A 23,930-nucleotide genomic window follows, 5' to 3' on the forward strand; every position below is an offset into this window, starting at 1 on the left:
CAATAGATGGCACAATATCGGCAGAGGACACTCAGATGCTCCGGAGCTTTTCTTTAGGCGATTAGCGGACGCTCTGAACGGGATGTTCTGATGGAGGGAGGCCCCGACGCATAGTCAGTGTGCTTACCCGAGATAAAAGGGCCCGCTTGTCATCTTACTGTCACTCGAGCTTAATATGCTGTCGGAATTAGCCACCATTGCCGACACTTTGAATATGACCGTTTCGCAGATGATACCCGACCGTTATGCCCAGCTTCAGGAGCTGATTGAAACGGAACAGTTATATCCTCACTTTCAACCGATCGTGGATCTGCGTCGGGGCGAGGTGTTGGGTCAGAAAGCAATAGATGAGATTAACCCTCAGCACGCTAACGATCGTCCCTGCTGTCACTTCCAGGCCGTTCGAGGAGGTTACATCGGCAGTAGCCTATGCTGAGTCGTTGCCTGGGCATTAGCGATTGTCAGGAGCGCTATAACCGCGCTCAGCAGTAAAGTGTTTCGTAAAACGTCGAATAGCTGGCTCACGCGTAAAATCCTTTTTTAGCTGAGAAGAGGCCCTTATAGGGGGCCAGGTCTTCCATCGTGCGCACGATGAAAGACCTGCCCTTCGTATCGTTAATAGGAAATGCCTCAAGCCACTGGGATTACCTATTTATCCTTTATTACTCTTTAATATCAGCGATTCTTTGCAATGCTGTAATGACCTCTTGTATTTCAGGTCTGTATTCAACCGATTGATGATAAATAATGTACCAAGTACAAGGAACTGAATAAGTAGAATTTTTTAATGTTATTACATTTTTAAAGGATGATTTTTTTATTGCCCAAGCGGAAAGAAACGAAACATAACGTTGATTAACAGATAATATTTTCAAAATCAATGAAATAGAACCTACTTCTCTAGTGGTGTTAGGGATGCAGCTATTTGGACTAAATATTGTATCGAATTCCTTGTCAGGTTCACGGAGTCGGCTGTACGTAATATAGGGGTACTTAGCGATTTCCTCTATATCAAAATCTGGAATATAATTTAAGGGATGTTTGTTGTTCATAGTAAGTAAAAGTTCATCATCAAATATTTTTTCGCAATGAAAGTCTTTCGTGTTGACCGGCGTGGTATCGATAATAAAGTCTACTTCTCGCTCGAAGAGAGCGTTAACAAGATTGGATGTGCTGTATCTTTTTATATCAAAATTATCAAAAGAATCTTCAGGAAGATATTTCAGAATTATATCAAAGGTATCATAGGCGCTAACTCCCCATCTAATATAGCTGGCTGATTGACTAAGCATCATAGCTTCAATTTCCGCTTTACGGACAAACGGGAGCAGCAGTTTCCCTGCTGTTAATAGCCTCTCTCCTGCGGGTAAGAGTACTAACTTCCTTCCTCTTTTATCGTAGATATTTACTGCTAATCGTTTTTCTATTTCTTGCAGACGATAGGTTGCAGCCGGCTGAGTCAACCCTATTGCAGAGGCTGCGTCTTTTAACGAATTATGTTCATCAATTGCGCATATCAACTCATAGTGTTTTATGTCTAACATAAGAAATCTCAATGAAATGATGGAAATAACACAGTGTACTGGGTTTGTTCGTAGATCCTATTTCTGAATTAACAACGATCTCAGTGAATTTTTTATCCATAAATGACTGTTAACGACAAGGATAGAACTGATTAAGACATAAAAAACATAAAATTTCCATTATTTTTTTTCATAAAAAAATCAAAGAAAACTACATAACACTATGAAAATTATAAACTTTAATAAAATTTAAGTTAATGCTGATTGTTTTATGTATAAAAAAATGATGACTTATTCGATCACTACTTTATTTTTTTCCGCTCTCTACATTATTTACACTACGACAACCTAAATAAAAAGCAGAGAAATATAATGGAAAAGAATTTAAAGATAAGGCCCTATACCTTTTATCCCTCACTTACTATTTTAGGAACATTAAGTTACTTAGCACTTTTTGATAATGCTAATTTTTTTGAAATTACATCAACAATGCATCATTGGTTATTAGATAATTTTGGCTGGATGTACCTCCTATCCGCTTTTTTCTTAGTAATATCCTGTTTTGTCGTTTTCTTTTCGCCAATTGGTAATATGAGAATTGGGGGTAAAGATGCAAAACCTATTTTGACAAAGTGGCAGTGGTCTTCGATTACTTTATGCAGTTCTGTTGCCATCGGTTTGCTGTTTTTTGCTTCAGCTGAACCTATCATCGATATGCTGTACCCTCCAAAATTTTTAGGCGCCGAACCACTTTCAAATGAAACGGCCGTATTCGGTTTGGCGGCTGTCTTTATGCATTGGTCGCTGACTACCTATGCTCTTTATAGCATTCCAGCGTTAGCATTCGCCCTTGCTTATTATAATTATAAGAGTGAGTTCAGTATTTCTTCGGCTATGTTTGTTGGTAGTAATTTTGAATTAAAATCAACAATTAGAGAGTTGATCGATGCGGTTGCCCTAATTGCCTTAGCGGCAGGAATGATTACTTCTTTAGGGGCAAGTATTCTAATGCTTGAAGGGGGTATTAACGCCCTTTTTGACACTCAGATAGGCACGACAGCTCTTGCTCTAATTGCGGCATCAGTGATAGTCGCTTCCTCTATTTCTGCCGCCTCAGGATTACATAAAGGAATTGCCTTCTTATCCAATTGGAATGCAAAAGCATTTATCGCTTTTTCATTACTCGTTTTAATTTTTGGTCCTACTAGTTTTATTGCCAATGCAGGGTTAGATAGCCTTTCCATGTACCTTTCAAACTTTGTTGCCTGGAGTCTGGATACAGGCGTTGTCACAGAAGACTCTTGGCCAAAAGATTGGACCATCTTTTTTTGGGCTAATTGGTATGCATGGGCACCCATAGTTGCCATTTTTCTAGGTAAGATTTCACGTGGCTACACGGTTAAAGAGTTTCTTATTTTTAATGTGGCAATACCTTCCGTTTTTGTTACGTTCTGGTGTTCTGTCTTTGGTGGTTACTCAATTTATCTTGAGTTAACAGCCAATAATGTTTTGTCTAATACACTAATCGAACAGGGTCCTGGCGCTATCATTTGGGAACTATTTCGAGATCTGCCTGCCTCCATTTTCTTTATTGGATTTTTTCTGATCATGTCTTTTGTTTCTTATGTTACCGCAGCAGATTCAGCTATTGATGCGATCTCTGGAACCTGTGTTCAATCTTCCAATGAGCAGGATTCAGAACCTAAATCACCACTTATTATTAAATTAATTTGGGGCGGAATAATTGCACTATTAGCCTGTATCCTAACGCTAAATAATGGTTTGGATGGCTTAAAATTAGTATCAACACTCGGTGGTTTCTTCGGAATGCTTATAGTGGTATGTGCTCAAGTATTCTTACTTCGCTTGTGTTTTTCTAAGTCTCATAAAAAGAAAATATTACTTGATACCGCCGATAATCTTTCACAAAAAACATATAAAACAGCTACTGTTACTATATAAAAATTTATTTTAAATAAAAGGAGATTTAATTATGAGCTGTGCAGATACTAAACATCAAGACGATATGACTGAATTAGAAAGTCTTTATCAGATGGTAAATATGTTAGATTACCCTCTAGATGACAAAAATTCAGAAATATATAAAAAGGCGGTACTTGTTTGTCAGCAGCAGCTAGCAAATGATGGCTGTGCTCACTTACCCAACTTAATTCGTGAAGATAAAATAGAGTTAATTAGAGAGCAGAGTGAGGCAGTATCTCATTTAGCAAATTTTCACGAAAATAAAGTGAATCCTTATGCTACCGAAGGCAATCCTGAGTTAAGCGAAAGTCATCCTGTTAATCGATTCCAAACATTTAGTAATGGTTTTGTCGCAAAAGATCTAATGCCAGAAAGCATGATTATTAAAAAATTGTATGCAAATACTATTTTCCAGTCCTTTATCGCAGATTGCTTAGGAAAAGATAAAATTTATGAATACGCAGACCCTATTGCAGGCTTAGTGATTAATGTTAATCCTGAAAATACAACATTGCCTTGGCACTATGACACGAATGAATTTATTGTCAGCTTGATGATTCTTCGCCCAGAAGAAGGAGGAGAATTTCAATATTCCCCAGGGATTCGTCAACCCGGTGACGAAAACTACGAAGAAGTTCAGAAGATACTAGATGGCGATCTTACAAAAGTGAAATCACTTACTCTGAATACAGGTGATTTACAGCTGTTTATGGGCCGTTTTTCTATACACCGTGTTGCCCCGGCCAAAGGGAAAAGGCTATCTACACTTTTTGGCTATGCTGAAAAACCTGGAATGATAGGGAGAATCAAACGAACAAAGGATGTGTATGGCCGAGTAACAGATGCTCACATTGAAGCTGAAAAACAAGCCAGAGAAGACGGCTTAGCAGGCTAAATTCAGTCTATAAGGCTGCCTTTCTAAAGACTGGCCGCCTTTCAGTTTTAATTGTTTTTAAACCACTATTATTAAAAAGGTAAACTTACAAATGAGCTATGCAACCACCGATTTTTATAATCAAATAATCGACAAAGGATTAGAAGATCGTGTCGCTATGTATCGACTAAATCGACTAAAAGAACAAATTGTTAACTTTAAACTCGATGCTGTTGTGTTATTTGAACCTGTTAATATTCGCTATGCATGCGGTGTTCGTAACATGCAAGTCTATTCTCAACGCAATCCTGCTCGTTACTTAATCGTGCCAGCGGAAGGCCCCGTTGCTCTTTTTGAATACCGCTCCTGTGCGCATCTGGGAGAAGGTGTCGTTACTCTAGATGAAGTACATCCAGCCAGCCCTATCATGCCACTACATAGTGGCGATCATTCGCACCGTCATGTACAAAACTTTATTACTTCATTAAAAGATATTCTTAGCCGATCCACACAGAATTTCGGTCGCATTGGTATTGAGTCTGCACCGACGGAATTGTTAGTCGATACCATTAGAGCAGGTTTTGAGGTCATAGACGCTTCTCGTCCTATTGAAGTGGCTAAATCCATTAAAAGCTTGGACGAACTCGCACTCATTGCTCGTTCTGTCACTTTGACCGAAAGTGCCATGTCTGTTCTTGAAAACTACCTTAAGCCTGGGATTACAGAAAATGAAGCCTGGGCTGTGTTTAACAAAGAGGTTCTGGCAAAAGGTGGTGAATACATAGAAACTCGCTTGTTTTCATCAGGAAGTCACACCAACCCCTGGTTTCAAGAATGTTCAGATAAAATAATGAACGCGGGTGAGTTGGTTGCTTTTGATACAGATACTGTCGGTATTTTTGGTTACTACACAGACTTTTCTCGAACTTTTGTTGTTCCCGGTAAAGAACCCACTGCGACTCAGAAAGCTTTATATCAACTTTCTAGCGAAGAGATTGAAACCAATATAGAGTTGATCAAACCGGGAATGAGCTTTAGAGAGTATTCGCAAAAAGCCTGGAAAATCCCAAAAGAATACCAAAAAAACCGCTATATAGCCGTTGTACATGGCTGCGGGATGACGGGGGAATGGCCAGTCATTAACCATAATATAGACTGGGACGAAGTAGGTTATGACGGCATTATCAAACCCGGTATGACGTTATGCGTTGAATCCTATATTGGTCATGAAACGGGTGAGGAGGGCGTAAAATTAGAAGAGCAGGTTCTGGTTACAGAAACTGGAGTAAGAAGAATGTCATCATACGGATACTCTGCTCAACTCTTGAGCTGAGTTACTCAGATCCCCGTAGCAAGGGATCTGACTCTTTAAATACCTCAATGTTCGTACTGTAGGACTTGCCGACCCTGTAAATTGTGTAGCTGCCTATCATAGAGCCAGTAATGGCTAAGGATAGGCAGCATGGATAAAACGCAACGCTAAGCGGCTAAAAGCATTAAAAACGAAAGTGATCTCAATGACTTTCGGCAGATGCTAACCAAAGTCACCGTTGAAACGCCCCTTAATGCCGAACTGGATGAACGTCTGGGTTACGACAGGTATACCCCATTATTTATCTTGACTGTATCGTTGTTAAAATTCGCTAGGACAAACAGGTCATCAACAAGGCCATTTCCCTAATCGTAAAAGTCACCTAAGAGACTTATGCTGAAAATGCTACTAAGGCTAAATTTGAGAAGTGAACATAAGTCTCTTTCTCACACTTTCCCTTGGGTATCAATGAAACGATTCTTACATAGTCGCATCTTGCGGAGCTGACTTTAATACAGGAAATTGTTTTCATATCTTAAGTTAGTTGTCTCCTTCTGATGCATACAGGATCTATTTTTACTGTATGGATTGATATTGATTAACTAAGTTGGCTTTACTCAGATAACAAGCTGGTTTATTAACTTAATAGGTTTAATGCAGGAGTAAATATCCCCACTTTCGGCACCATCTGGGCAGAGGAGATTCAAATGCTCCGGAGCTTTTCTTTAGGCGAGTAGCGGGCGCTCTGAACGAGGTGTTCTGATGGCGGGAGGCCCCGACGCATAGTCAGTGTGCTTACCCGAGGTAAAAGGGCCCGCTTGTCATCTTACTGTCACTCGAGCTTAATATGCTGTCGGAATTAGCCACCATTGCCGACACTTTGAATATGACCGTTTCGCAGATGATACCCGACCGTTATGCCCAGCTTCAGGAGCTGATTGAAACGGAACAGTTATATCCTCACTTTCAACCGATCGTGGATCTGCGTCGGGGCGAGGTGTTGGGCCATGAAGCACTTATTCGTGGGCCGGAAAATAGTCAGCTTCACTCCCCGCAGGTGTTATTTGAGACCGCGATGGCCTGTGGTCTGGAGCATCGGTTAGAGCTTCTGTGTCGTCGACTTTCGCTGGAAGCCTATGCGCGGCAGGAGCTGGAAGGTAAATTATTTCTCAATGTTAGCGCATCTCTTTTAGGAACCCCGGAACATCGTCAGGGGTTAACCGCTGAATGGTTGAAATCCCTTAATATCCCATTAGATTCCATCGTTATTGAGATATCTGAACAGCATCCGTTTGATAATTACGGGCTAACGCTGGACGCGATTAACTATTATAAACAGATGGGTTTTAAAGTAGCGGTGGATGATCTCGGCACGGGCTACTCAGGGCTGAAACTCTGGTCTGAGCTGCAGCCAGATTATGTCAAAATTGATCGTCATTTTATCCACAACGTCGATCGTGAACCGATTAAACGGCAGTTTGTGAAATCGATCTGCAGTATTGCCAATGGGGTTGGCTCGAAGGTGATTGTTGAGGGAATAGAGACCCGTTCAGAGCTGGTCACCCTAAAAGAGTTGGGGGCGACGATCGGTCAAGGTTTTTATCTGGGGATGCCCACACAGCAGCCGGAAATGGAGTGTGATAGCCAGGAGTGGCTGCCCCGTAAACGGCGTGCCGGCAGTGAAAAAGATATGGCCGAGACCGCCGCGGTGCTGATTCATCCGGCGCCTGCGCTTAGTTTTGATGATCAGATGGGGTATACGGCTCAGCTGTTTAGCGATAACCCTCTGTATGATATTTTGGCGGTTTTGGAGGAGGGGCGTCCGATCGGCACCGTGCATCGTTCTGATCTGCTAGAGCTGTTTTCCACCCAGTATGGTCGCGCTTTATATGAGAACCGTCCGGTCACTCGAATTCTGGATAGCAAGGCTATCATTATTGAATCGGACACCAGCCTAGAGCAGGTCTCGCGGTTGATTACCGAGCAGGATGCGGTGTATCTGCATCAGGGGTTGGTGATTACCAAAGACGGCCATTATCAAGGCATTGGCAATGTCCGGGATTTGCTGAAAAATATCACTGAACTGAAAATCCGTAATGCCCGCTATGCCAATCCGTTAACCCTAATGCCAGGTAATGTGCCGATCAATCGAGAAATTGATGGGTTGTTAAAACAGACGGAAAACTTTCGTGTGGCCTATTTTGATATCAATTTCTTTAAGCCATTCAATGATAGTTATGGCTATGTGAAAGGGGATCGTCTTATCCAGCTATTGGGTGAGCTGCTGACCCGCCATGCGAACGGCGAAAATTTTACCGGCCATATTGGCGGTGACGATTTTGTGGTGGTGTTCCGTACGGAAGACTGGCAAGCCTGCTGTGAGTTGATTTTGCAGGAGTTTGATCAGGCTATACGGGAGTTCTATAGCCCAAAAGACTTAGAACAAGGGGGTATTTGGGCTGCGAGTCGTAACGGCGATACGACCTTTTATCCGGTACTCAGTCTTTCCTGTGGGGTGGTACACCCAGATCCCTACTGCTGCGTCAGTTATCATGAAGTCGCCGAGTTGGCGGCGCAGGCCAAGAAAGAAGCGAAAAAGCGCGAGGGTAGTTATCTGTTTATCTCTCAACGGCGAAAAATGCGTCCCAACTGAGTTAAGTGCTGCTAGACTTTTCTTGGGCGGGCGATTGTCTCAGTGCGCTCACGGTTTTATCTTATAGAGCCCAATCGATTATTCTATATTCCCCAAAACCATAACTCCTGTTTAGAGTGCCTGACCAGTCATGGTATATTGGCGCACGGTTTATCATGACTGCATTGTTGATGTGCCGAGGTGTTCTAGCCTCAGGCTTGTTAAAGCAGGATACATCGTTGGCGCTGAACTGAGTCGTCAACCTAGCGTTCATATTCAAATGTAACACTTAGCACTTAACTGGGAGCTTAGCGATGGCTAACTGGCAACCTACCTTTACCGCTGCGGATGCTGCCATCATTGCGCAGGAACGTACCTATGATGGTTTTTTTAAAATCCGCCGATTAACGATCCGTCATGCGCTATTCGAAGGCGGGAAAATAGAGATTGTGCGGGAACAATTTCAGCGTGGGAATGCGGTTTGTGTATTGTTGTTTGATCCCGATCAGGACGCCTTGGTGCTAGTGGAGCAGTTTCGTGTTGGCGCGTTGGGTAAAGCGGATAGCCCGTGGTTGTTAGAGCTGGTGGCGGGTATTGTCGAGCCAGGTGAAACGCCGAAGGATGTCGCTCTGCGTGAATCGCAAGAGGAAGCCGGCGCCTATATTGACAATATTGTACCGATTACCCGTTATCTGCCCAGTGCTGGTGGATGTGACGAATATGTTGATCTACTCTGTGCCCGCGTGGATAGCACCGTCGTCGGTGGTGTGCATGGACTGGCTGAGGAAGGCGAGGATATTCGAGTGCATGTGCTACCCTTTGCCGAGGTCTGTGAGTTGGTGGCCAATGGTGTGATCGATAATGCGGCCAGCATCATTGCGGTACAATGGCTACAGTTAAACCGGCAAACACTGCTGCAACGCTGGGGTTATCAGTCATCCCTTGATGATGAGCGATGAGCGATGAACGTACATGAGCGATGAAGAGTAAAGCTTAAATTTTAAACGCTGTAGATTTAAGAGCTGTAGAGAAAATGAAAAAACGTTATGTACCTGATCTGGTGAAACAGATGGCTGACTGTGAGGCCAACTATCTGCGTCTGATGCGGTTGATGCCGGATATCGAACAGCGTGATGAACGCGTCTTCGAGGTTAGCTGCCATCAACAGCAGAGTACCGTGCGCCTGCAGATTGAGGAGCGTTTTACCTATACCACCACTGTATTGGTATCTCAGAGTTCGGATCATCGTTGGCTGGAAGCGCCGAGCTTGATTGTCAGGATGTACCATGATGCTCGGGCAGCAGAGGTTATTTGCCTAAAAAGTAAGCGTCATTTTCGTGGGGTTTACAGTTACCCGAACGCGCAGATGCACCAAAAAGACGAGAAGGCACAGCTTAATCAGTATCTAGGCGAATGGCTTAGTCACTGTCTCACCCATGGCCAGGCCGCAGAACCCGCGTATAGTTTTACATGAAGCCGTTAATTGTTGCGCAGATTACCGATTGTCATCTGCAAAATGATCCGAGCCAAGATTACCGTGGTCGGGATGTTGAGCAGAGTTTAAATGCGGTGGTTGATGATGTGCTCTGTCAAACTCCAGCCGCTGAGCTGATCCTCTGGACTGGAGACCTAGTCCACCACGGCGCCTTAAACGGTTATACCCGTCTGCATGAGCGGCTGATGGGGTTGCCGCTACCCAGTTATTGGATTCCCGGTAATCATGATGATGCCGACCTGATGCGGCAACGGGGCGGCGAACTGAATCAACGGACAGTGGTTCAGCAGGGTTGGGCGATTATTCTGCTCGATAGCACTTCAGAGCCAGACGGTCAGGGGGGCGGATCTTTAGCGTCGCTGGAGTTGGATTTTCTGGAACAGCAGTTGCTGCTGTACAAGGATTATCATTGCCTGATCGGGCTGCATCACAATCCACTGCCGGTCGATAGCGAGTGGCAAGATAGTATCATGCTAGCGAATGCCGGTGCCTTTTGGCGTATTCTGGCCTCGCATCAACAGGTTAAAGGCATCGTTCATGGCCATGTTCATCAGCCGGGTGATTGCTTGCATCAAGGGGTGCGCGTGTTGATGACGCCAGCGAGTTCGGTGCAGTTTAAGGCGCGGTGTCGGCAAATAATCCTTGAGGATTCCCCGACGCTTGAGTTACCAGGCTATCGATTATTACAGCTCTATCCGGATGGTCGAATAACCACCCTGGTCAAAAGAGTCGCGTGTTAAGGTTGCAACACTCAGCACTCTCCGGTAATTTACCGAAAGCATGTATATATATACAGATAAAGTTTATGGCAGAGAGTAAAGGTTATTAATGGCCCAACCACTGTTTATCTATATTCACGGTTTCAACAGCTCGCCGGATTCTTTTAAGGCGCGTTTTTTTGTCGACTGGATGACGGCGGCCGGGCGTGGGGATGAAGTCATAGTGCCTGCGCTGCCCCATTGGCCTGCTGCGGCCATCGCGCTGCTTGAGCAACTCATCATAAGTCATTCTGAACGCACCATTGTGCTGGTGGGCAGCTCGTTGGGGGGCTATTACAGCACCTGGCTGGTTGAAAAATACGGCCTGCGGGCGGTGTTGATCAATCCGGCGGTACGCCCGTTTGAATTATTGGCGGAGATGCTTGGCGAGCAGGGCAACTATTATAGCGATGAACAATATGAGCTAACCGGAGAGCATCTGGAGCAGTTGCTCGCGATTAACTGCAACCATTTACAAGATCCATCCCGCTATCTACTGCTGACCCAAACCGGCGATGAAACGCTCGATTATCGCGAAGCGGTGAGTAAATTTAAGGCTTCACCCATGTTGATTCAGACGGGTGGCAGTCATGGTTTTGACCAATTTGAATCTGTTATTCCGGCGATTCTGGCATTTGCCGAAGGCCGGATTGAGTTGCCAGCGATCACTGATCTGACCGCTGGGCAAATAAGGACTGAAACTTCCGATGAGTAATACCTATAACTCTGATGCAATTGAGGTACTGAGCGGGCTGGACCCGGTGCGTCGTCGTCCTGGTATGTATACCGAGACCGATCGGCCTAACCATCTGGCTCAGGAAGTGATCGATAACAGTGTGGATGAAGCACTGGCCGGTCATGCGACCCAGATGGATGTTACCCTGCATAAAGATGGCGCTATTAGTGTTAAAGATAATGGTCGGGGCATGCCAGTGGATATCCATCCTGAAGAGGGTGTTAGCGGTGTTGAGCTGATTCTGACTCGGCTGCATGCTGGGGGTAAGTTTTCCAATGAAAACTACAACTACTCCGGTGGTTTGCACGGCGTGGGGGTCTCGGTGGTCAATGCCCTATCGAAGCTGTTAGAAGTCACCATTCGTCGGGGCGGTAATGTTTATCGCATGACCTATGCCGACGGCGAAAAAGTATCTGATCTTGAAATTATCGATAGTTGTGGTCAGCGTAATACCGGTACTGAAGTTCGCTTTTTAGCCGATCCAAAATATTTTGATACGCCTAAATATCATCTGACTAAACTGCGGCATATGCTACGCGCGAAAGCGGTACTCTGTTCTGGTTTGCGGGTGACCTTTACCGACGCTTCGGGCAGCACCAAAGAAAAAGATGAATGGTATTACGAAGATGGTTTGGTGGATTATCTTAAAGGCACCACTCAAGTATTTGAAACACTGCCGGAAGAGCCGTTTACGGTGTCTTTTCAAGGCGAACGCGACGGCTTAGATGTGGCACTTCAGTGGCTGCCGGAAGGTGGTGAACTGACCGGTGAGAGTTACGTCAACTTGATTCCGACGGCGCAGGGCGGCACCCATGTGAACGGCTTGCGTACCGGGCTGCTGGAAGCGATGCGGGAGTTTTGTGAATTCCGTAACTTATTGCCCCGTGGCGTTAAGATCTCTGCCGAAGATATTTGGGAGCGTTGTTGCTATATCCTCTCGGTGAAAATGCAGGATCCACAGTTTTCTGGACAGACCAAAGAGCGTCTGTCGTCGCGCGAAATCGCATCGTTTGTATCTGGTGCGGTGAAGGACGCCTTCAGCCTGTGGCTTAACCGTCATGTCGAAGACGGTGAAAAGATCGCTGAACTAGTGATCAGTAATGCGCAGAAACGGTTACGTTCGAATAAGAAAGTCATCCGTAAGAAAGTAACCTCGGGGCCTGCGCTGCCGGGTAAGCTGGCCGACTGTACCGGCAACGATGCGATGCAAGGGGAACTCTTCTTAGTGGAAGGGGATTCGGCAGGTGGTTCTGCCAAGCAAGCGCGGGATCGTGAATACCAAGCGGTGATGCCACTACGGGGTAAGATCCTTAATACTTGGGAAGTCGATCATAACGATGTGTTGGCGTCTCAGGAGGTAAATCATATCTCCATCGCCATTGGTGTAGAGCCAGGCACCGATAATTTCGACGGTTTGCGTTATGGCAAAATCTGTATCCTTGCCGATGCGGACTCTGATGGACTGCATATAGCCACGCTATTGTGTGCGTTGTTTGTGCGTCACTTCAAGCCGCTGGTGGCCGCCGGTCATGTCTATGTGGCGATGCCGCCACTGTATCGTATCGATGTGGCCAAGGATGTCTTCTATGCCCTCGATGATAATGAGAAAGACAGTATTGTTGAACGGATTAAGAAGGAGCGCAAAAATGCCAAAATCGGTGTGCAGCGCTTCAAGGGTTTGGGTGAGATGAACCCATTGCAACTGCGTGAAACCACCATGTCCCGTGATACCCGTCGTTTGGTTCAACTGACCATCGAACCGGGTGATGGCACTAATGAAGTGATGGATATGTTGCTGGCGAAGAAACGTTCCCCTGATCGTAAAGAGTGGCTGGAAAGTAAAGGTAATCTGGCAGACGTATAACCCTGGGGTTTAACGACCTCGCAGTTATATTGATAAGTACGCTGAAGCAATAGTTGAGTTTGATGAGCGCCGGGATAAAAGATGAGCGGAACAGTACATATTGATGAAGGCATTGAACGCCTGTCACTGAAAGAATATACCGAGAAGGCGTATCTGGATTATTCCATGTACGTCATCCTTGATCGGGCGCTGCCAAATATCGGCGACGGCCTGAAACCGGTGCAACGACGCATTGTTTATGCAATGTCTGAACTCGGGTTGAAATCAACCGCTAAGTACAAAAAGTCAGCTCGTACCGTGGGTGATGTGCTAGGTAAATTCCATCCTCACGGTGATAGCGCCTGCTATGAAGCGATGGTGTTGATGGCGCAGCCATTCTCTTATCGTTACCCACTGATCGATGGTCAGGGTAACTGGGGCTCGCCGGATGATCCGAAGTCCTTTGCAGCGATGCGTTACACCGAGTCTAAACTGGCGAAATATGCCGAGGTGTTACTCAAAGAGGTAGCACAGGGTACCGTCGAATGGGGGCCAAACTTTGATGGCACCATTGATGAGCCACTCACCTTGCCGGCTCGGCTGCCGAATATTCTGTTAAACGGTACCACCGGTATCGCGGTGGGTATGGCAACCGATATTCCGCCTCATAATCTACGGGAAGTCACGCAAGCCTGTATTAAGCTGCTGTCTAAGCCGAGCATGAGCGTCGATGAGTTATGCGAGATTATCCCCGGCCCGGATATGCCCACGGATGCAGAGCTGATTACTCCGCGTAAAGAACTGCAGAAGATGTATGAGACCGGTAAAGGCAGTCTCAGAGCACGGGCAGTTTACAGCCGTGAGCAGGGCGACATTGTCATTACCGCGCTGCCTTATCAGGTGTCTGGGGCGAAAGTCTTGGAGCAGATCGCCCAGCAGATGCAGCAGAAAAAACTGCCCATGGTATCTGATTTGCGAGATGAGTCGGATCATGAAAATCCAACCCGTTTGGTGATTGTACCTCGCTCAAATCGCATCGATGTTGAGCAGTTGATGGCGCACCTGTTTGCTAGTACTGACCTAGAGCGTACCTACCGCGTCAATATGAATATGATCGGTATCGACGGTCGCCCGAAGGTGAAAAACCTTAAGGAAATTCTTACCGAGTGGCTGGTTTATCGTACTGAAACCGTGCGCCGCCGCCTGCAGTTCCGCTTGGATAAAGTGCTAGCTCGGTTACATATTCTCGAAGGCTTAATGGTGGCCTATCTCAATATCGATGAAGTGATTGAGATTATCCGTACCGAAGAGAAGCCTAAGCTGGTGATGATTGAGCGCTTCGGTATTACAGCGACTCAGGCTGAGGCTATTTTAGAGATCAGACTGCGTCAGTTGGCTAAGCTGGAAGAGATTAAGATTCGCGGCGAGATTGATGAACTCACCGAAGAGCGTAACTACCTAGAAGAGATTCTAGGCTCTGAAAAACTCATGCGTAAGCTGATTCGCGACGAATTGAAGGCCGATGCGAAAGAGTATGGCGATGATCGTCGTTCTCCGATCGTGGCCCGTGAAGAAGCCAAGGTGATGGATGAAAAAGCGCTGCTGACGGCGGATCCGATTACCGCTGTGATTTCTAAGCAGGGCTGGATTCGTTCTGCGAAAGGGCATGATATCGATCCTGAAGGGTTAAGCTATAAATCCGGTGATGGCTTTAAGCTAGCCTGTTTTGGGCGAATGAACCAGCCGATCATTTTGCTCGATAGTACGGGGCGGGCCTATTCGTTGGAAGCGCATACGCTGCCATCTGCACGAGGCCAGGGCGAGCCGGTGACCGGAAAACTAACCTTACCGAAAGGTGCCACCATTGACGGCGCGATTGCGGGTAAGGATGATGATGCGGTGCTGCTAGCCTCGGATGCAGGTTATGGCTTCGTGACTAAAATTGCCGATATGACCAGTAAAACCCGTACCGGTAAAGCCGCGCTGACCTTGCCAAAAGGTGCGAAGGGGATGCCGCCGATGGCCTTGACCAACAAAGATAGTGATCTGTTGGTGGCAGTGACGAATGAAGGGCGGATGCTGGTGTTCCCAGTAAAAGACCTGCCTGAGTTAGGTCGTGGTAAAGGTAATAAAATTATCAATATCCCGTCCGCCAGAGCCGCCACGAGGGAGGAGTTGCTGATCGCGATGGTGACCCTGTCTGAGCAGGATACCCTACAGGTTAATTCTGGCCGTCAGCATCTGAAAATGAAGCCGTCTGATTTGGAGCATTACCGTGGTGAACGTGGTCGCCGGGGTAATAAACTGCCGCGGGGTTATCAGCGAGTTGATTCACTCGAAGTGATTGCTAAGGTCTCCGCGGATGGCGCTTCGTCGGAATCCGAGTAACGCTGTTCGCTGTTTACTTTTAGCCGAGTTGCTTAAGTGACAGAAAAAGAGTGATCTTGGATCGCTCTTTTTTCGTTATGGGCCCCTGTTAAGAGGGTTTCGGCCCAGTAGCGGGTTAAAATACAACTGACTTTACTCATTTACTTTCAAATCGAGACAGTTTTCTGTAAAATACCGCCCCTACCTCTCTTGTTTGGTTGTTTTTTAGTCAGTCTGTGCAACCTAACAAGATAATTAAACTGCCCTGTATCAACTGACAATACAGGTTGACCCCCTGCGAATCCTGTCTACCTACGGATTTGCTGTATAGGAAAAAGCATGACCGAAAGCTTTGCTGACTTATTTGAAGAATCCCTTGAACTCGTTGCTATGGTGCCAGGCACCCTCGTTATGGGTGAAGTTATCGACATCGATAGTGACTGGGTTACCGTAAATGCTGGCCTGAAATCTGAGGCTGTTATTGCCCGCAGCCAGTTCCTTAATGATGCCCAAGAACTTGAAGTTCAAGTGGGTGACATGGTTAAGGTTACACTGGAAAGCGTTGAAGATGGTTCCGGTGAAACACGTCTGTCTCGTGAAAAAGCTAAACGCGCTGAGTCTTGGGGCGTTCTGGAAACTGCATTCGAAGCTGAAGAAACGGTTAAAGGTTTCATCAGTGGTACTGTTAAAGGTGGCTTCACCGTTACCGTTAACAAGATCAACGGCTTCCTGCCAGGTTCACTGGTAGATGTTCGTCCAGTTAAAAACGTTGACCACCTGATGGGTCAAGAGCTGGAATTTAAACTGATCAAGCTGGATCAGAAGCGCGACAACATCGTTGTATCTCGTCGTGCTGTTCTTCAAGAAGCTAACAGCGCTCAACGTGATGAGCTGCTGGCTACTCTGGAAGAAGGTCAGCAAGTTAAGGGTTACGTTAAGAACCTGACCAACTACGGTGCATTCGTAGATCTGGGCGGTGTTGACGGCCTGCTGCACATCACTGACATGGCTTGGAAACGTATTTCTCACCCTAGCGATATGCTGACTCCGGGTGATGAGATTACTGTTCAAATCATCAAGTTTGATAAAGAAACTAACCGTCTGTCTCTAGGCCTGAAACAGCTGAACGAAGATCCTTGGTCTTCTATCCTGGCTCGTTTCCCTGCTGGAACTAAAGTTCCTGCACGTGTGACTAACCTGACTGACTACGGTTGCTTCGCTTCTATCGAAGATGGCGTTGAAGGTTTGATCCACGTTTCTGAAATGTCTTGGACAAACAAAAACATCCACCCTTCTAAAGTTGTTCAAGTGAACGACGAAGTTGAAGTGATGGTTCTGGATGTTGATGAGAAGCGTCGTCGTATCTCTCTAGGTATGAAACAGTGCATCCCTAACCCATGGTCTACTTTTGCTGAGCAGTTCGCTGCTGGCGATAAAGTGACTGGTACTATCAAGACTATTACAGACTTCGGTATCTTCGTTGGTCTGGAAAATGATCTTGACGGTCTGGTTCACATGTCTGACATCTCTTGGGATGCCGACAGTGAAACTGCACTGCGCGAATACAAGAAAGGCGAAGAAGTTGAAGCCGTTATCCTGTCTATTGATGCTGAGAAAGAGCGTATCTCTCTGGGTATCAAGCAACTGGAAAGCGATCCTTTCTCTGAGTACGCTGCTGCCAACGACAAAAACACTATCGTTAAAGGTATTGTTAAGTCTGTAGACGCTAAAGGCGCTAACATCGAGCTGGCTGAAGGCATCGAAGGTTACCTGAAAGTGTCTGACATCAGCATCGATCGCATCGAAGATGCTTCTACTGTCCTGAAAGTAGGCGAAGAAGTTGAAGCGAAGATCGTTAACTTGGATCGTCGTAACCGTTCAATCACTCTGTCTATTAAAGCGAAAGATCAGGCTGATGAGAAAGCGGCAATCAAAGCGGTTGCTGATGCACCGGTTGAAACGGCTGGACCTACTACTATCGGTGACCTGATCAAGGCACAGATGGCAGCTAAGAAGTAAAACTTCTAAGCTGATAAAAAAGGAGCGCTGATGCGCTCCTTTTTTTTGATTTTTTACTGTGCTGCCAAGCATCAGTATTGTTTGTAAAACCCCTCAGTGCTTGTTGTTTCCCCATCGAACTGTTTCAGCTAGAGTCTCTGTTGTTATCGCGTAATTGGCGTAGTGACTGAGTATAAGCTTGGCTTAGCCTCGTTATCCCTCTTCATGAATTCCCCGCTAGTCTATTAATCAGGTTCATCTTAAGAGTCTCTCGTGCTTTATATTACTAATGTGCAGGTGTTCTGTAGGTATTGAAGGCCCCGTCGAGCTAGGCGAAAGGCTATATCTTGGCGTTCTAACAGGGTTGTCTCAGTGTTGGCGGCTGGCTAACAAGCCGATGCCTGCGCTGCCAAGTAGGGTGGCGCAGCTACGATTAAACCAGCGTCTTTTGTGGGGTTGAGCAAACCACTGGCGCAGATAGATGCCGAACAGAGCATAGGAGGTGATTGCGATGGATTCCAGTATCAGAAAGGTGATGCCAAGCTGGAAGAACTGTGGGCCTGCAGGCGCCGCTGGGTTGGCGAATTGTGGCAAAAAGGCGGTAAAGAACAGTATCGCTTTAGGATTGCCGGCCGCCAGCAAAAACTCTTGCTGGGCTAAACCGAGTAGCGTTTTTTTTGTGCTGTTGGGTAGTTCGTTCGATTGGCTTGTGTCGGCTTGCCAGAGCTTAAAGGCTAGCCAGAACAGATAGCAGGCCCCGGCAATCTTAACGGCAATAAATACTTTTTCCGAGGCCAGTAGCACCACCGCTAACCCGGTCGCGGCGAGGGAAATCATGCCGCAGAAAGCGAGTAAGCGGCCTGCACCGGCGATAACGGCACTGCGAAAGCCATAGCGTTTTGCGTTACTCATCGCCAGTAGGTTATTAGGCCCAGGTGACATATTCAATGCAAAGCAGGTGGGTATAAACAGCAGCAGCGTTATCATTTCCATGGTCGAATGCCTGGTCTTTTTGGACCCTTATTGTTTAGCGTTATGCTAGCCCTCTAAGGCCGGTTTGACCAGATAGACATCATAGAAAAAGTATAGGGTGATACCAATGCTGGCGATGATAACGAAGTTGCGCACCAGTTGTTGTGGCAGTCGGCGAGATAGGTGGGCAGCCATATAGCCGCCAAGCACAGTGCCGACCAGTACAATAGAGCCTTCATACCAGGCAATGACACCATCATAGGCAAATAAGATGATGGCAATCAGTGAGACGAAGGTTGATATCAGCAGTTTTAATCCATTCATTCGATTGATATCGGTGTGTCCAGCGAGAGCGAGATAGCTCAGTGAGATAATGCCAAGGCCTGCATTAAAAAAACCGCCATATAAACAGACACCAAATAACAGCATGATCAGCAGCGCGGCACCGGTCGAAGAGGCGTGGCGGTGTTTGGTGCTGAGCTTTTTGAGACTGCGGTTGAGCTGGCCGCCAAAGATAAACAGCAAGGTGGCAAACAGCAGCAGCCAAGGCACTGCCATTTCGAATGAGGCTTCCGGTGTTTGTAATAACAGCCAAGCGCCGCTAATGCCGCCGAGCAGGCTGATGAGAATAAAGCGTGGTAGCTGCTCTTTGATCTCTGCCAGGTCTTTACGAAAGGCCCAGGTGCCACTCATATAGCCAGAACATGAAGCGAAGGTGTTGGTGGCGTTGGCGCTGATCGGTGGTACGCCGGCAAATAGCAGCGCGGGAAAGGTGATAAAGCTGCCGCCGCCAGCAATTGAATTTAAGATGCCGCCGAGAAAGCCCGCAATAAAGAGAATAATGAGATCGTTTAACATGGTGTTACCTTAGGCTAAATCTGACGGTGATGACGAAAGCTGAGTATAGGGAGGGTACATCAAGCAGTACAGATACAAGAAAAAGCTAAATTTCGAGTAAACTGTATTGCTCTGGCGATACAGATGTGATCAATATCGATTAGCTTGCCGGGAATAGCTTGCTCAGCAGATGGCGTGCCTGTTTATCCAGTAATTTTTGGTAGTTTTCATTAACGGATTTAATCAGTACTTTATCTTCTTCGGCACGCACAATGTTGGCCCCAGCTAATAAACTGACTTTTAGATCGGGTGCTTCACTTAGGGTGGTGTGAGTGATCAGTTCGTTACTATCGGTGCTGTGGGTTAGGTAGCGTGCTTCTTCTTGCATGCGGGCTAATTTTTGATAATGGCCCCGCACTAACGCCATATGTAAATTGAGTACGGGTTGTAAGCTGCGAATGCGTTGCTGATTAAATAGCTTATAGAGGCGATTAAATAATTGGCTGGCGCAGATGGCGTTGATGCCGTGGGAATCATCTTTATGGGGTTTAAGAAAGGCTAGTTGTAGGTCGCCGTTATCGAGGCGTGTTGCTTCGCCCTGATAGATAGTCACCACCATATCGAGCATTCGATAATAGTATGCCTGTAGTTCTTGTAGCTCTTCACTGAGTAAGTTGTCAGCGTGGCCGGACGATAGATCGAGGTAGAGTAGATAGCCCGCTTCGTCGGCGGAGACGATTAACTCTAGTTCCTGTTCAAAAGCATATAGATCGAGTTGAACTTCGTGTTTATTGTTTGCAAATAATGGATTGAGAGGTTTGGCGCGTGGCGCTTCTACTTCTAAATCGACCTCTTCGATCAGCGTGAGCTCTAAGGAAGGTTCGTCCGGTGGGCTCTCTTTATGATCAGAAAAAGGGGCGAAATCTGGCATATGAGGGGCATCATCGGCGGGTCTTAGTAGATCGACCAGCTGCTCATTATCACCGCTTGCCGTGTCGATCTCTTCATTCAGTGGCGTGGCCTCGGCTAAGCTTAGCTCGGTATTTTCTAAAGGAGCTGCTGTTGTTGAGCTGTCTTGTAAGCCGAATGAGGTATGGCGAGTCAGGAAAAACCAGCAGCCGAGCAGGGCTAAAATGGCGGTGATCAGCGCTAAGATCGCAGCCTGTATCAGAATGGCGTTGAGGTTGGCTTTGTTTGATGCGGGATTGAGGCGAAGTTCAAGAATAGCGAGTGTTTCTTTTTGCTGCCGGATCAAAATTTCTTGATGTATTAAATTATCATGCTTAACATCGCCGGCCCGTCCTAGTAATCGGTCTTTAGGATCAGTGAGAATAATGGCGTCAACGCTGGGCTGTTGTACGAGTTGATTGAGAATGAAGTTAAGGCTCACCGAATCGCCGGCCATGAGTGCGGGTTTGATCAGTGTAACGGTCTGTTGGCCTAGGAGTGTTCCCTGTTGTCGGGTCTGCTGTTGGGCGATTTTTCCTGCGACCACTGATAGGTAAATGCCAGACAGCAGTAAGCCTGCCAATAAAATAGCGGCGATTGTCAGCATCAGCCAAGTGCGCTGATGCAAAGTGATTAAAGATCGTTGCGGTTTAGCCATATTCCGACAGTAAATATTCCGGCACAGTAGAGCCTGCAGATAATAGCAGCTAAGTTACCCCGCAAAAACGGGTTTTTTGCTGTTTTGCTTTCTCTGTCGATGACCCCTGCTGTCGGGCAGGTTATAATGCGCGGTCTCGACGGAGAAGGAAGGTTATGAACGTTAAAGAGTATATGGCAGAACTGGGTCAGCAGGCGCGTGTTGCTTCACGAGCGATAGCGAAAGCAGATACCGGAATAAAGAACCGTGCTTTACTGGCAATGGCGGATGCGATTGATGCATCCCGTGACCAGTTGGTGGCGGCGAATGCTAAAGACCTAGAGCAGGGTCGTGTGAATGGCCTTGATGATGCCATGCTGGATCGTCTGGAACTAAAGCAGTCTCAGATTGATACCATGATTGAAGGTTTGCGTCAGGTGGCTGCTCTACCCGATCCGATCGGTGCGATTACTGATATGAACTATCAACCCAGTGGGATTCAAGTGGGTAAAATGCGAGTGCCTCTTGGGGTGGTCGGTATTATTTATGAGTCCCGCCCTAATGTGACGGTTGAAGCGGCGAGCCTGTGTCTGAAATCGGGTAATGCCACTATTTTGCGCGGTGGTTCTGAGGCGATTCACAGTAATACCGCGGTGGCGGAATGTATTCAAACTGGACTTAAGGCCGCTGGGCTGCCGGAAAATACCGTGCAGGTAGTGAAAACAACCGATCGAGAGGCCGTGGGTGAGCTGATCACTATGCCTGAATATGTCGATGTGATTGTGCCTCGTGGTGGGAAAAGCCTAATCGAACGAGTAAGTCGTGATGCGAAGGTGATGGTGATTAAGCATTTGGATGGTATCTGTCATGTCTATATTGACGTGGATGCCGATAAATCCAAGGCGATCAACGTGGCGATTAATGCTAAAACGCATCGTTACGGCACCTGCAATACCATGGAAACCTTGCTGGTGCATAGCGAACGCGCTGAAGATATTCTGCCAGAATTGGCGGGACAGTATCAGTCACTAGGCGTTGAGCTGCGTGGTTGCGAGAAAACCCGTTTGTTGTTGCCCGATATTAAGGAAGCCACCGAAATCGATTGGGAAACCGAGTACTTAGGGCCTGTTCTGTCGATTAAACTGGTTGATGATATGGATGAAGCGATTGAGCACATTAACCGCTATGGTTCTCATCATACGGACTCGATTATCACTGAGAACTACACGCGTTCACGGCGCTTCTTGCGGGAAGTGGACTCCAGTTCAGTGATGGTTAACGCCTCTACCCGTTTTGCTGATGGCTTTGAGTATGGCTTGGGTGCCGAGGTGGGTATTTCAACAGATAAAATACACGCCCGAGGACCGGTGGGTCTGGAAGGTTTAACCTCGCAAAAATATGTGGTACTTGGTGATGGTCATGTCCGTCAATAATACGTGATGAGCCAATTGGCTAAGGTTTTTATGGGTGGGACCTTCGATCCTATCCATAATGGTCACCTGCGCACCGCGCTGGAAATTCAACAGTGGCTGGGTGTCGAACAAGTCGCTTTGATGCCGTCTAAAGCGCCAGTGCATCGTAAACAACCGGAGCGCAGTGGTCAGCAACGTTTAGATATGGTGCGCTTAGCGGTTGCCGATGAGCGCGCCTTGGTAGCGGATGATCGAGAGGTTGTCTCTGCCGAAGCTTCCTATACGGTATTAACGTTGGAGTCTTTTCGCCGTGAACTGGGTGAAAATCTGCCTATCTGTATGATACTGGGTATGGATGCATACCTTTCTCTGCCACAATGGGATCGGTGGCAAGAACTTCTGAATCTTTGCCATATTGTGGTGGTCAAACGTCCAGGGTGGATTTATGAGCCTTGCGATCAGATGAAACAGATCAGCAAAAAACATGAAATTGACGATATTGATACTATGCTGCAATTTCCGGCAGGTCATGTGATTTTTCGTGAACTGACGCCGCTGGGTATTTCTGCGACACAGATTAGAGCGTTGATCAGTGCTGGACACTCGCCTCGCTACCTCATACCGGATGCGGTGTGGGACTATATAAAACAAAACAAGCTCTATAATTATGAGCAACCAACTGAAGGTAAATAATTACTAATGGAAATGGATCAGATGATCGTCGCTGTACGTGAAGCCCTTGATGATATGAAAGCACGGGATATTGTCGAGATTGATGTCACCAATAAATCAACAGTGACTGACCGGATGGTGATTGCCAGCGGAACCTCTAAGCGACATGTGATGTCTATAGGACAACATGTACAGGAAGAGATGAAGCGTCAGGGTGTTATGCCGTTGGGTATTGAAGGTGTAGATACAGGTGATTGGGTCTTAGTGGATTTAGGCGACCTAGTGGTTCACGTCATGATGCCAGATGCGCGTAGCTTCTATGATTTAGAAAAACTGTGGGGTTTTGATAGCGTTACTGAACCGGAAACCGTTTAGTTAGCGCTGAGTTGTTATCTCCATCAGATAGAAGGACACCGATCTTAGTATGAAAATACGCCTTATTGCCGTAGGCACCAAAATGCCTAGCTGGGTTATCGAAGGGGTTAATGAGTACCAGAAACGCCTACCGAACGAGTTTGCCCTTGATATCATCGAGATCCCTTTGGGGCATCGAGGTAAAGGGGCTGATCTGGCCCGTGCCAAACGTCAAGAAGGTGAATTGATGCTAGCGGCGATTCCAAAAGGTGATCAGGTCATTGCTCTGGAAGTCGGCGGTCGTAACTGGAGTACCGAGCAGTTAGCCGAACAGGCCGAGCAATGGCAGATGTCTGGCCGCAATGTCAGTTTGCTCGTTGGCGGTCCTGACGGGCTCGCTCCTGAGTGTGTTGCGTTGGCTGATCAGAAATGGTCCCTGTCGGGACTGACTCTGCCGCATCCTCTGGTACGTATCCTCCTTGCCGAGCAGTTATATCGGGCGTGGAGTATTTTGCAAGGCCATCCCTATCATAAATAATCGCCAACGACCTATCCGTGAAAACCAACCTGTGAAGAA

At 46.7% G+C, this 23,930-nt stretch carries 20 protein-coding genes; 16 read left to right on the forward strand and 4 right to left on the reverse strand.

Going from position 1 to position 23,930, the window contains the following annotated elements; translation table 11 throughout:
- The first annotated feature begins 175 nt into the window (after positions 1 to 175).
- The gene (locus KO512_RS19070; RefSeq protein WP_215953910.1) at positions 176 to 436 is read left to right on the forward strand and encodes a hypothetical protein; all 261 of its coding nucleotides are present in this window, start codon (positions 176 to 178) and stop codon (positions 434 to 436) included.
- 226 nt (positions 437 to 662) lie between these two features.
- Here the strand turns inward: KO512_RS19070 and KO512_RS19075 are convergent, their stop codons facing one another.
- The gene (locus KO512_RS19075) at positions 663 to 1,544 is read right to left on the reverse strand and encodes a LysR family transcriptional regulator (protein ID WP_215953911.1); all 882 of its coding nucleotides are present in this window, start codon (positions 1,542 to 1,544) and stop codon (positions 663 to 665) included.
- Between the two features lie 351 nt (positions 1,545 to 1,895).
- Between KO512_RS19075 and KO512_RS19080 the strand changes: the two genes are divergently transcribed.
- From KO512_RS19080 to rpsA, 11 genes are all read left to right on the forward strand, one after another.
- On the forward strand, positions 1,896 to 3,485 hold the full coding sequence (locus tag KO512_RS19080; RefSeq protein ID WP_215953912.1) for a BCCT family transporter: 1,590 nt from the start codon (positions 1,896 to 1,898) through the stop codon (positions 3,483 to 3,485).
- A gap of 31 nt (positions 3,486 to 3,516) precedes the next feature.
- Positions 3,517 to 4,401, forward strand: coding sequence for a HalD/BesD family halogenase (locus tag KO512_RS19085; protein WP_215953913.1), 885 nt, complete (start codon positions 3,517 to 3,519; stop codon positions 4,399 to 4,401).
- A gap of 91 nt (positions 4,402 to 4,492) precedes the next feature.
- Positions 4,493 to 5,713, forward strand: coding sequence for a M24 family metallopeptidase (locus KO512_RS19090; RefSeq protein WP_215953914.1), 1,221 nt, complete (start codon positions 4,493 to 4,495; stop codon positions 5,711 to 5,713).
- A gap of 826 nt (positions 5,714 to 6,539) precedes the next feature.
- On the forward strand, positions 6,540 to 8,345 hold the full coding sequence (locus KO512_RS19095) for an EAL domain-containing protein (RefSeq protein WP_252735129.1): 1,806 nt from the start codon (positions 6,540 to 6,542) through the stop codon (positions 8,343 to 8,345).
- A gap of 293 nt (positions 8,346 to 8,638) precedes the next feature.
- On the forward strand, positions 8,639 to 9,283 hold the full coding sequence (locus tag KO512_RS19100) for an NUDIX domain-containing protein (protein ID WP_215953915.1): 645 nt from the start codon (positions 8,639 to 8,641) through the stop codon (positions 9,281 to 9,283).
- Between the two features lie 74 nt (positions 9,284 to 9,357).
- Positions 9,358 to 9,798 (forward strand): DUF1249 domain-containing protein, encoded by a 441-nt coding sequence (locus KO512_RS19105; protein ID WP_215953916.1) that lies wholly within the window; start codon positions 9,358 to 9,360, stop codon positions 9,796 to 9,798.
- Positions 9,795 to 10,559: a metallophosphoesterase gene (locus KO512_RS19110; RefSeq protein ID WP_215953917.1), complete on the forward strand. Its 765-nt coding sequence runs from the start codon at positions 9,795 to 9,797 to the stop codon at positions 10,557 to 10,559. The genes KO512_RS19105 and KO512_RS19110 overlap by 4 nt, the downstream gene beginning before the upstream one ends.
- 88 nt (positions 10,560 to 10,647) lie before the next feature.
- The gene (locus KO512_RS19115) at positions 10,648 to 11,292 is read left to right on the forward strand and encodes a YqiA/YcfP family alpha/beta fold hydrolase (RefSeq protein WP_215953918.1); all 645 of its coding nucleotides are present in this window, start codon (positions 10,648 to 10,650) and stop codon (positions 11,290 to 11,292) included.
- Positions 11,285 to 13,177, forward strand: coding sequence for a DNA topoisomerase IV subunit B (gene parE / locus KO512_RS19120; protein WP_215953919.1), 1,893 nt, complete (start codon positions 11,285 to 11,287; stop codon positions 13,175 to 13,177). The genes KO512_RS19115 and parE overlap by 8 nt, the downstream gene beginning before the upstream one ends.
- Before the next feature lie 81 nt (positions 13,178 to 13,258).
- Complete coding sequence (parC, locus tag KO512_RS19125) at positions 13,259 to 15,544, forward strand: DNA topoisomerase IV subunit A (RefSeq protein WP_215953920.1); 2,286 nt, start codon at positions 13,259 to 13,261, stop codon at positions 15,542 to 15,544.
- A gap of 318 nt (positions 15,545 to 15,862) precedes the next feature.
- A complete protein-coding gene (rpsA, locus tag KO512_RS19130) occupies positions 15,863 to 17,542 on the forward strand; it encodes a 30S ribosomal protein S1 (protein ID WP_215953921.1) in 1,680 nt (559 codons plus the stop codon).
- A gap of 348 nt (positions 17,543 to 17,890) precedes the next feature.
- Here rpsA and KO512_RS19135 read toward each other — a convergent pair whose 3' ends face one another.
- The 3 genes from KO512_RS19135 to KO512_RS19145 all read right to left on the reverse strand — a co-directional run bounded on the left by KO512_RS19135 (position 17,891) and on the right by KO512_RS19145 (position 20,885).
- On the reverse strand, positions 17,891 to 18,514 hold the full coding sequence (locus KO512_RS19135) for a LysE family translocator (protein WP_215953922.1): 624 nt from the start codon (positions 18,512 to 18,514) through the stop codon (positions 17,891 to 17,893).
- A gap of 45 nt (positions 18,515 to 18,559) precedes the next feature.
- Positions 18,560 to 19,351, reverse strand: a complete 792-nt coding sequence (locus KO512_RS19140; protein WP_215953923.1) for a sulfite exporter TauE/SafE family protein — start codon at positions 19,349 to 19,351, stop codon at positions 18,560 to 18,562.
- 139 nt (positions 19,352 to 19,490) lie between these two features.
- Complete coding sequence (locus KO512_RS19145) at positions 19,491 to 20,885, reverse strand: hypothetical protein (protein ID WP_215953924.1); 1,395 nt, start codon at positions 20,883 to 20,885, stop codon at positions 19,491 to 19,493.
- A gap of 206 nt (positions 20,886 to 21,091) precedes the next feature.
- Between KO512_RS19145 and KO512_RS19150 the strand changes: the two genes are divergently transcribed.
- From KO512_RS19150 to rlmH, 4 genes are read left to right on the forward strand one after another with little or no spacing between them, the layout of a single operon-like run.
- A complete protein-coding gene (locus tag KO512_RS19150; protein ID WP_215953925.1) occupies positions 21,092 to 22,348 on the forward strand; it encodes a glutamate-5-semialdehyde dehydrogenase in 1,257 nt (418 codons plus the stop codon).
- Between the two features lie 6 nt (positions 22,349 to 22,354).
- Positions 22,355 to 23,020 carry a nicotinate-nucleotide adenylyltransferase gene (gene nadD, locus KO512_RS19155; protein WP_252735130.1) on the forward strand — a complete coding sequence of 222 codons (666 nt, stop codon included), beginning with the start codon at positions 22,355 to 22,357 and terminating at the stop codon, positions 23,018 to 23,020.
- A 6-nt stretch (positions 23,021 to 23,026) separates the two neighbouring features.
- A complete protein-coding gene (gene rsfS / locus KO512_RS19160; RefSeq protein WP_215953926.1) occupies positions 23,027 to 23,374 on the forward strand; it encodes a ribosome silencing factor in 348 nt (115 codons plus the stop codon).
- Between the two features lie 49 nt (positions 23,375 to 23,423).
- On the forward strand, positions 23,424 to 23,891 hold the full coding sequence (rlmH, locus tag KO512_RS19165; RefSeq protein ID WP_215953927.1) for a 23S rRNA (pseudouridine(1915)-N(3))-methyltransferase RlmH: 468 nt from the start codon (positions 23,424 to 23,426) through the stop codon (positions 23,889 to 23,891).
- Positions 23,892 to 23,930 lie beyond the last annotated feature (39 nt).

It is taken from the genome of Amphritea atlantica (genome assembly GCF_018860855.1).
GTDB lineage: Bacteria > Pseudomonadota > Gammaproteobacteria > Pseudomonadales > Balneatricaceae > Amphritea > Amphritea atlantica_A.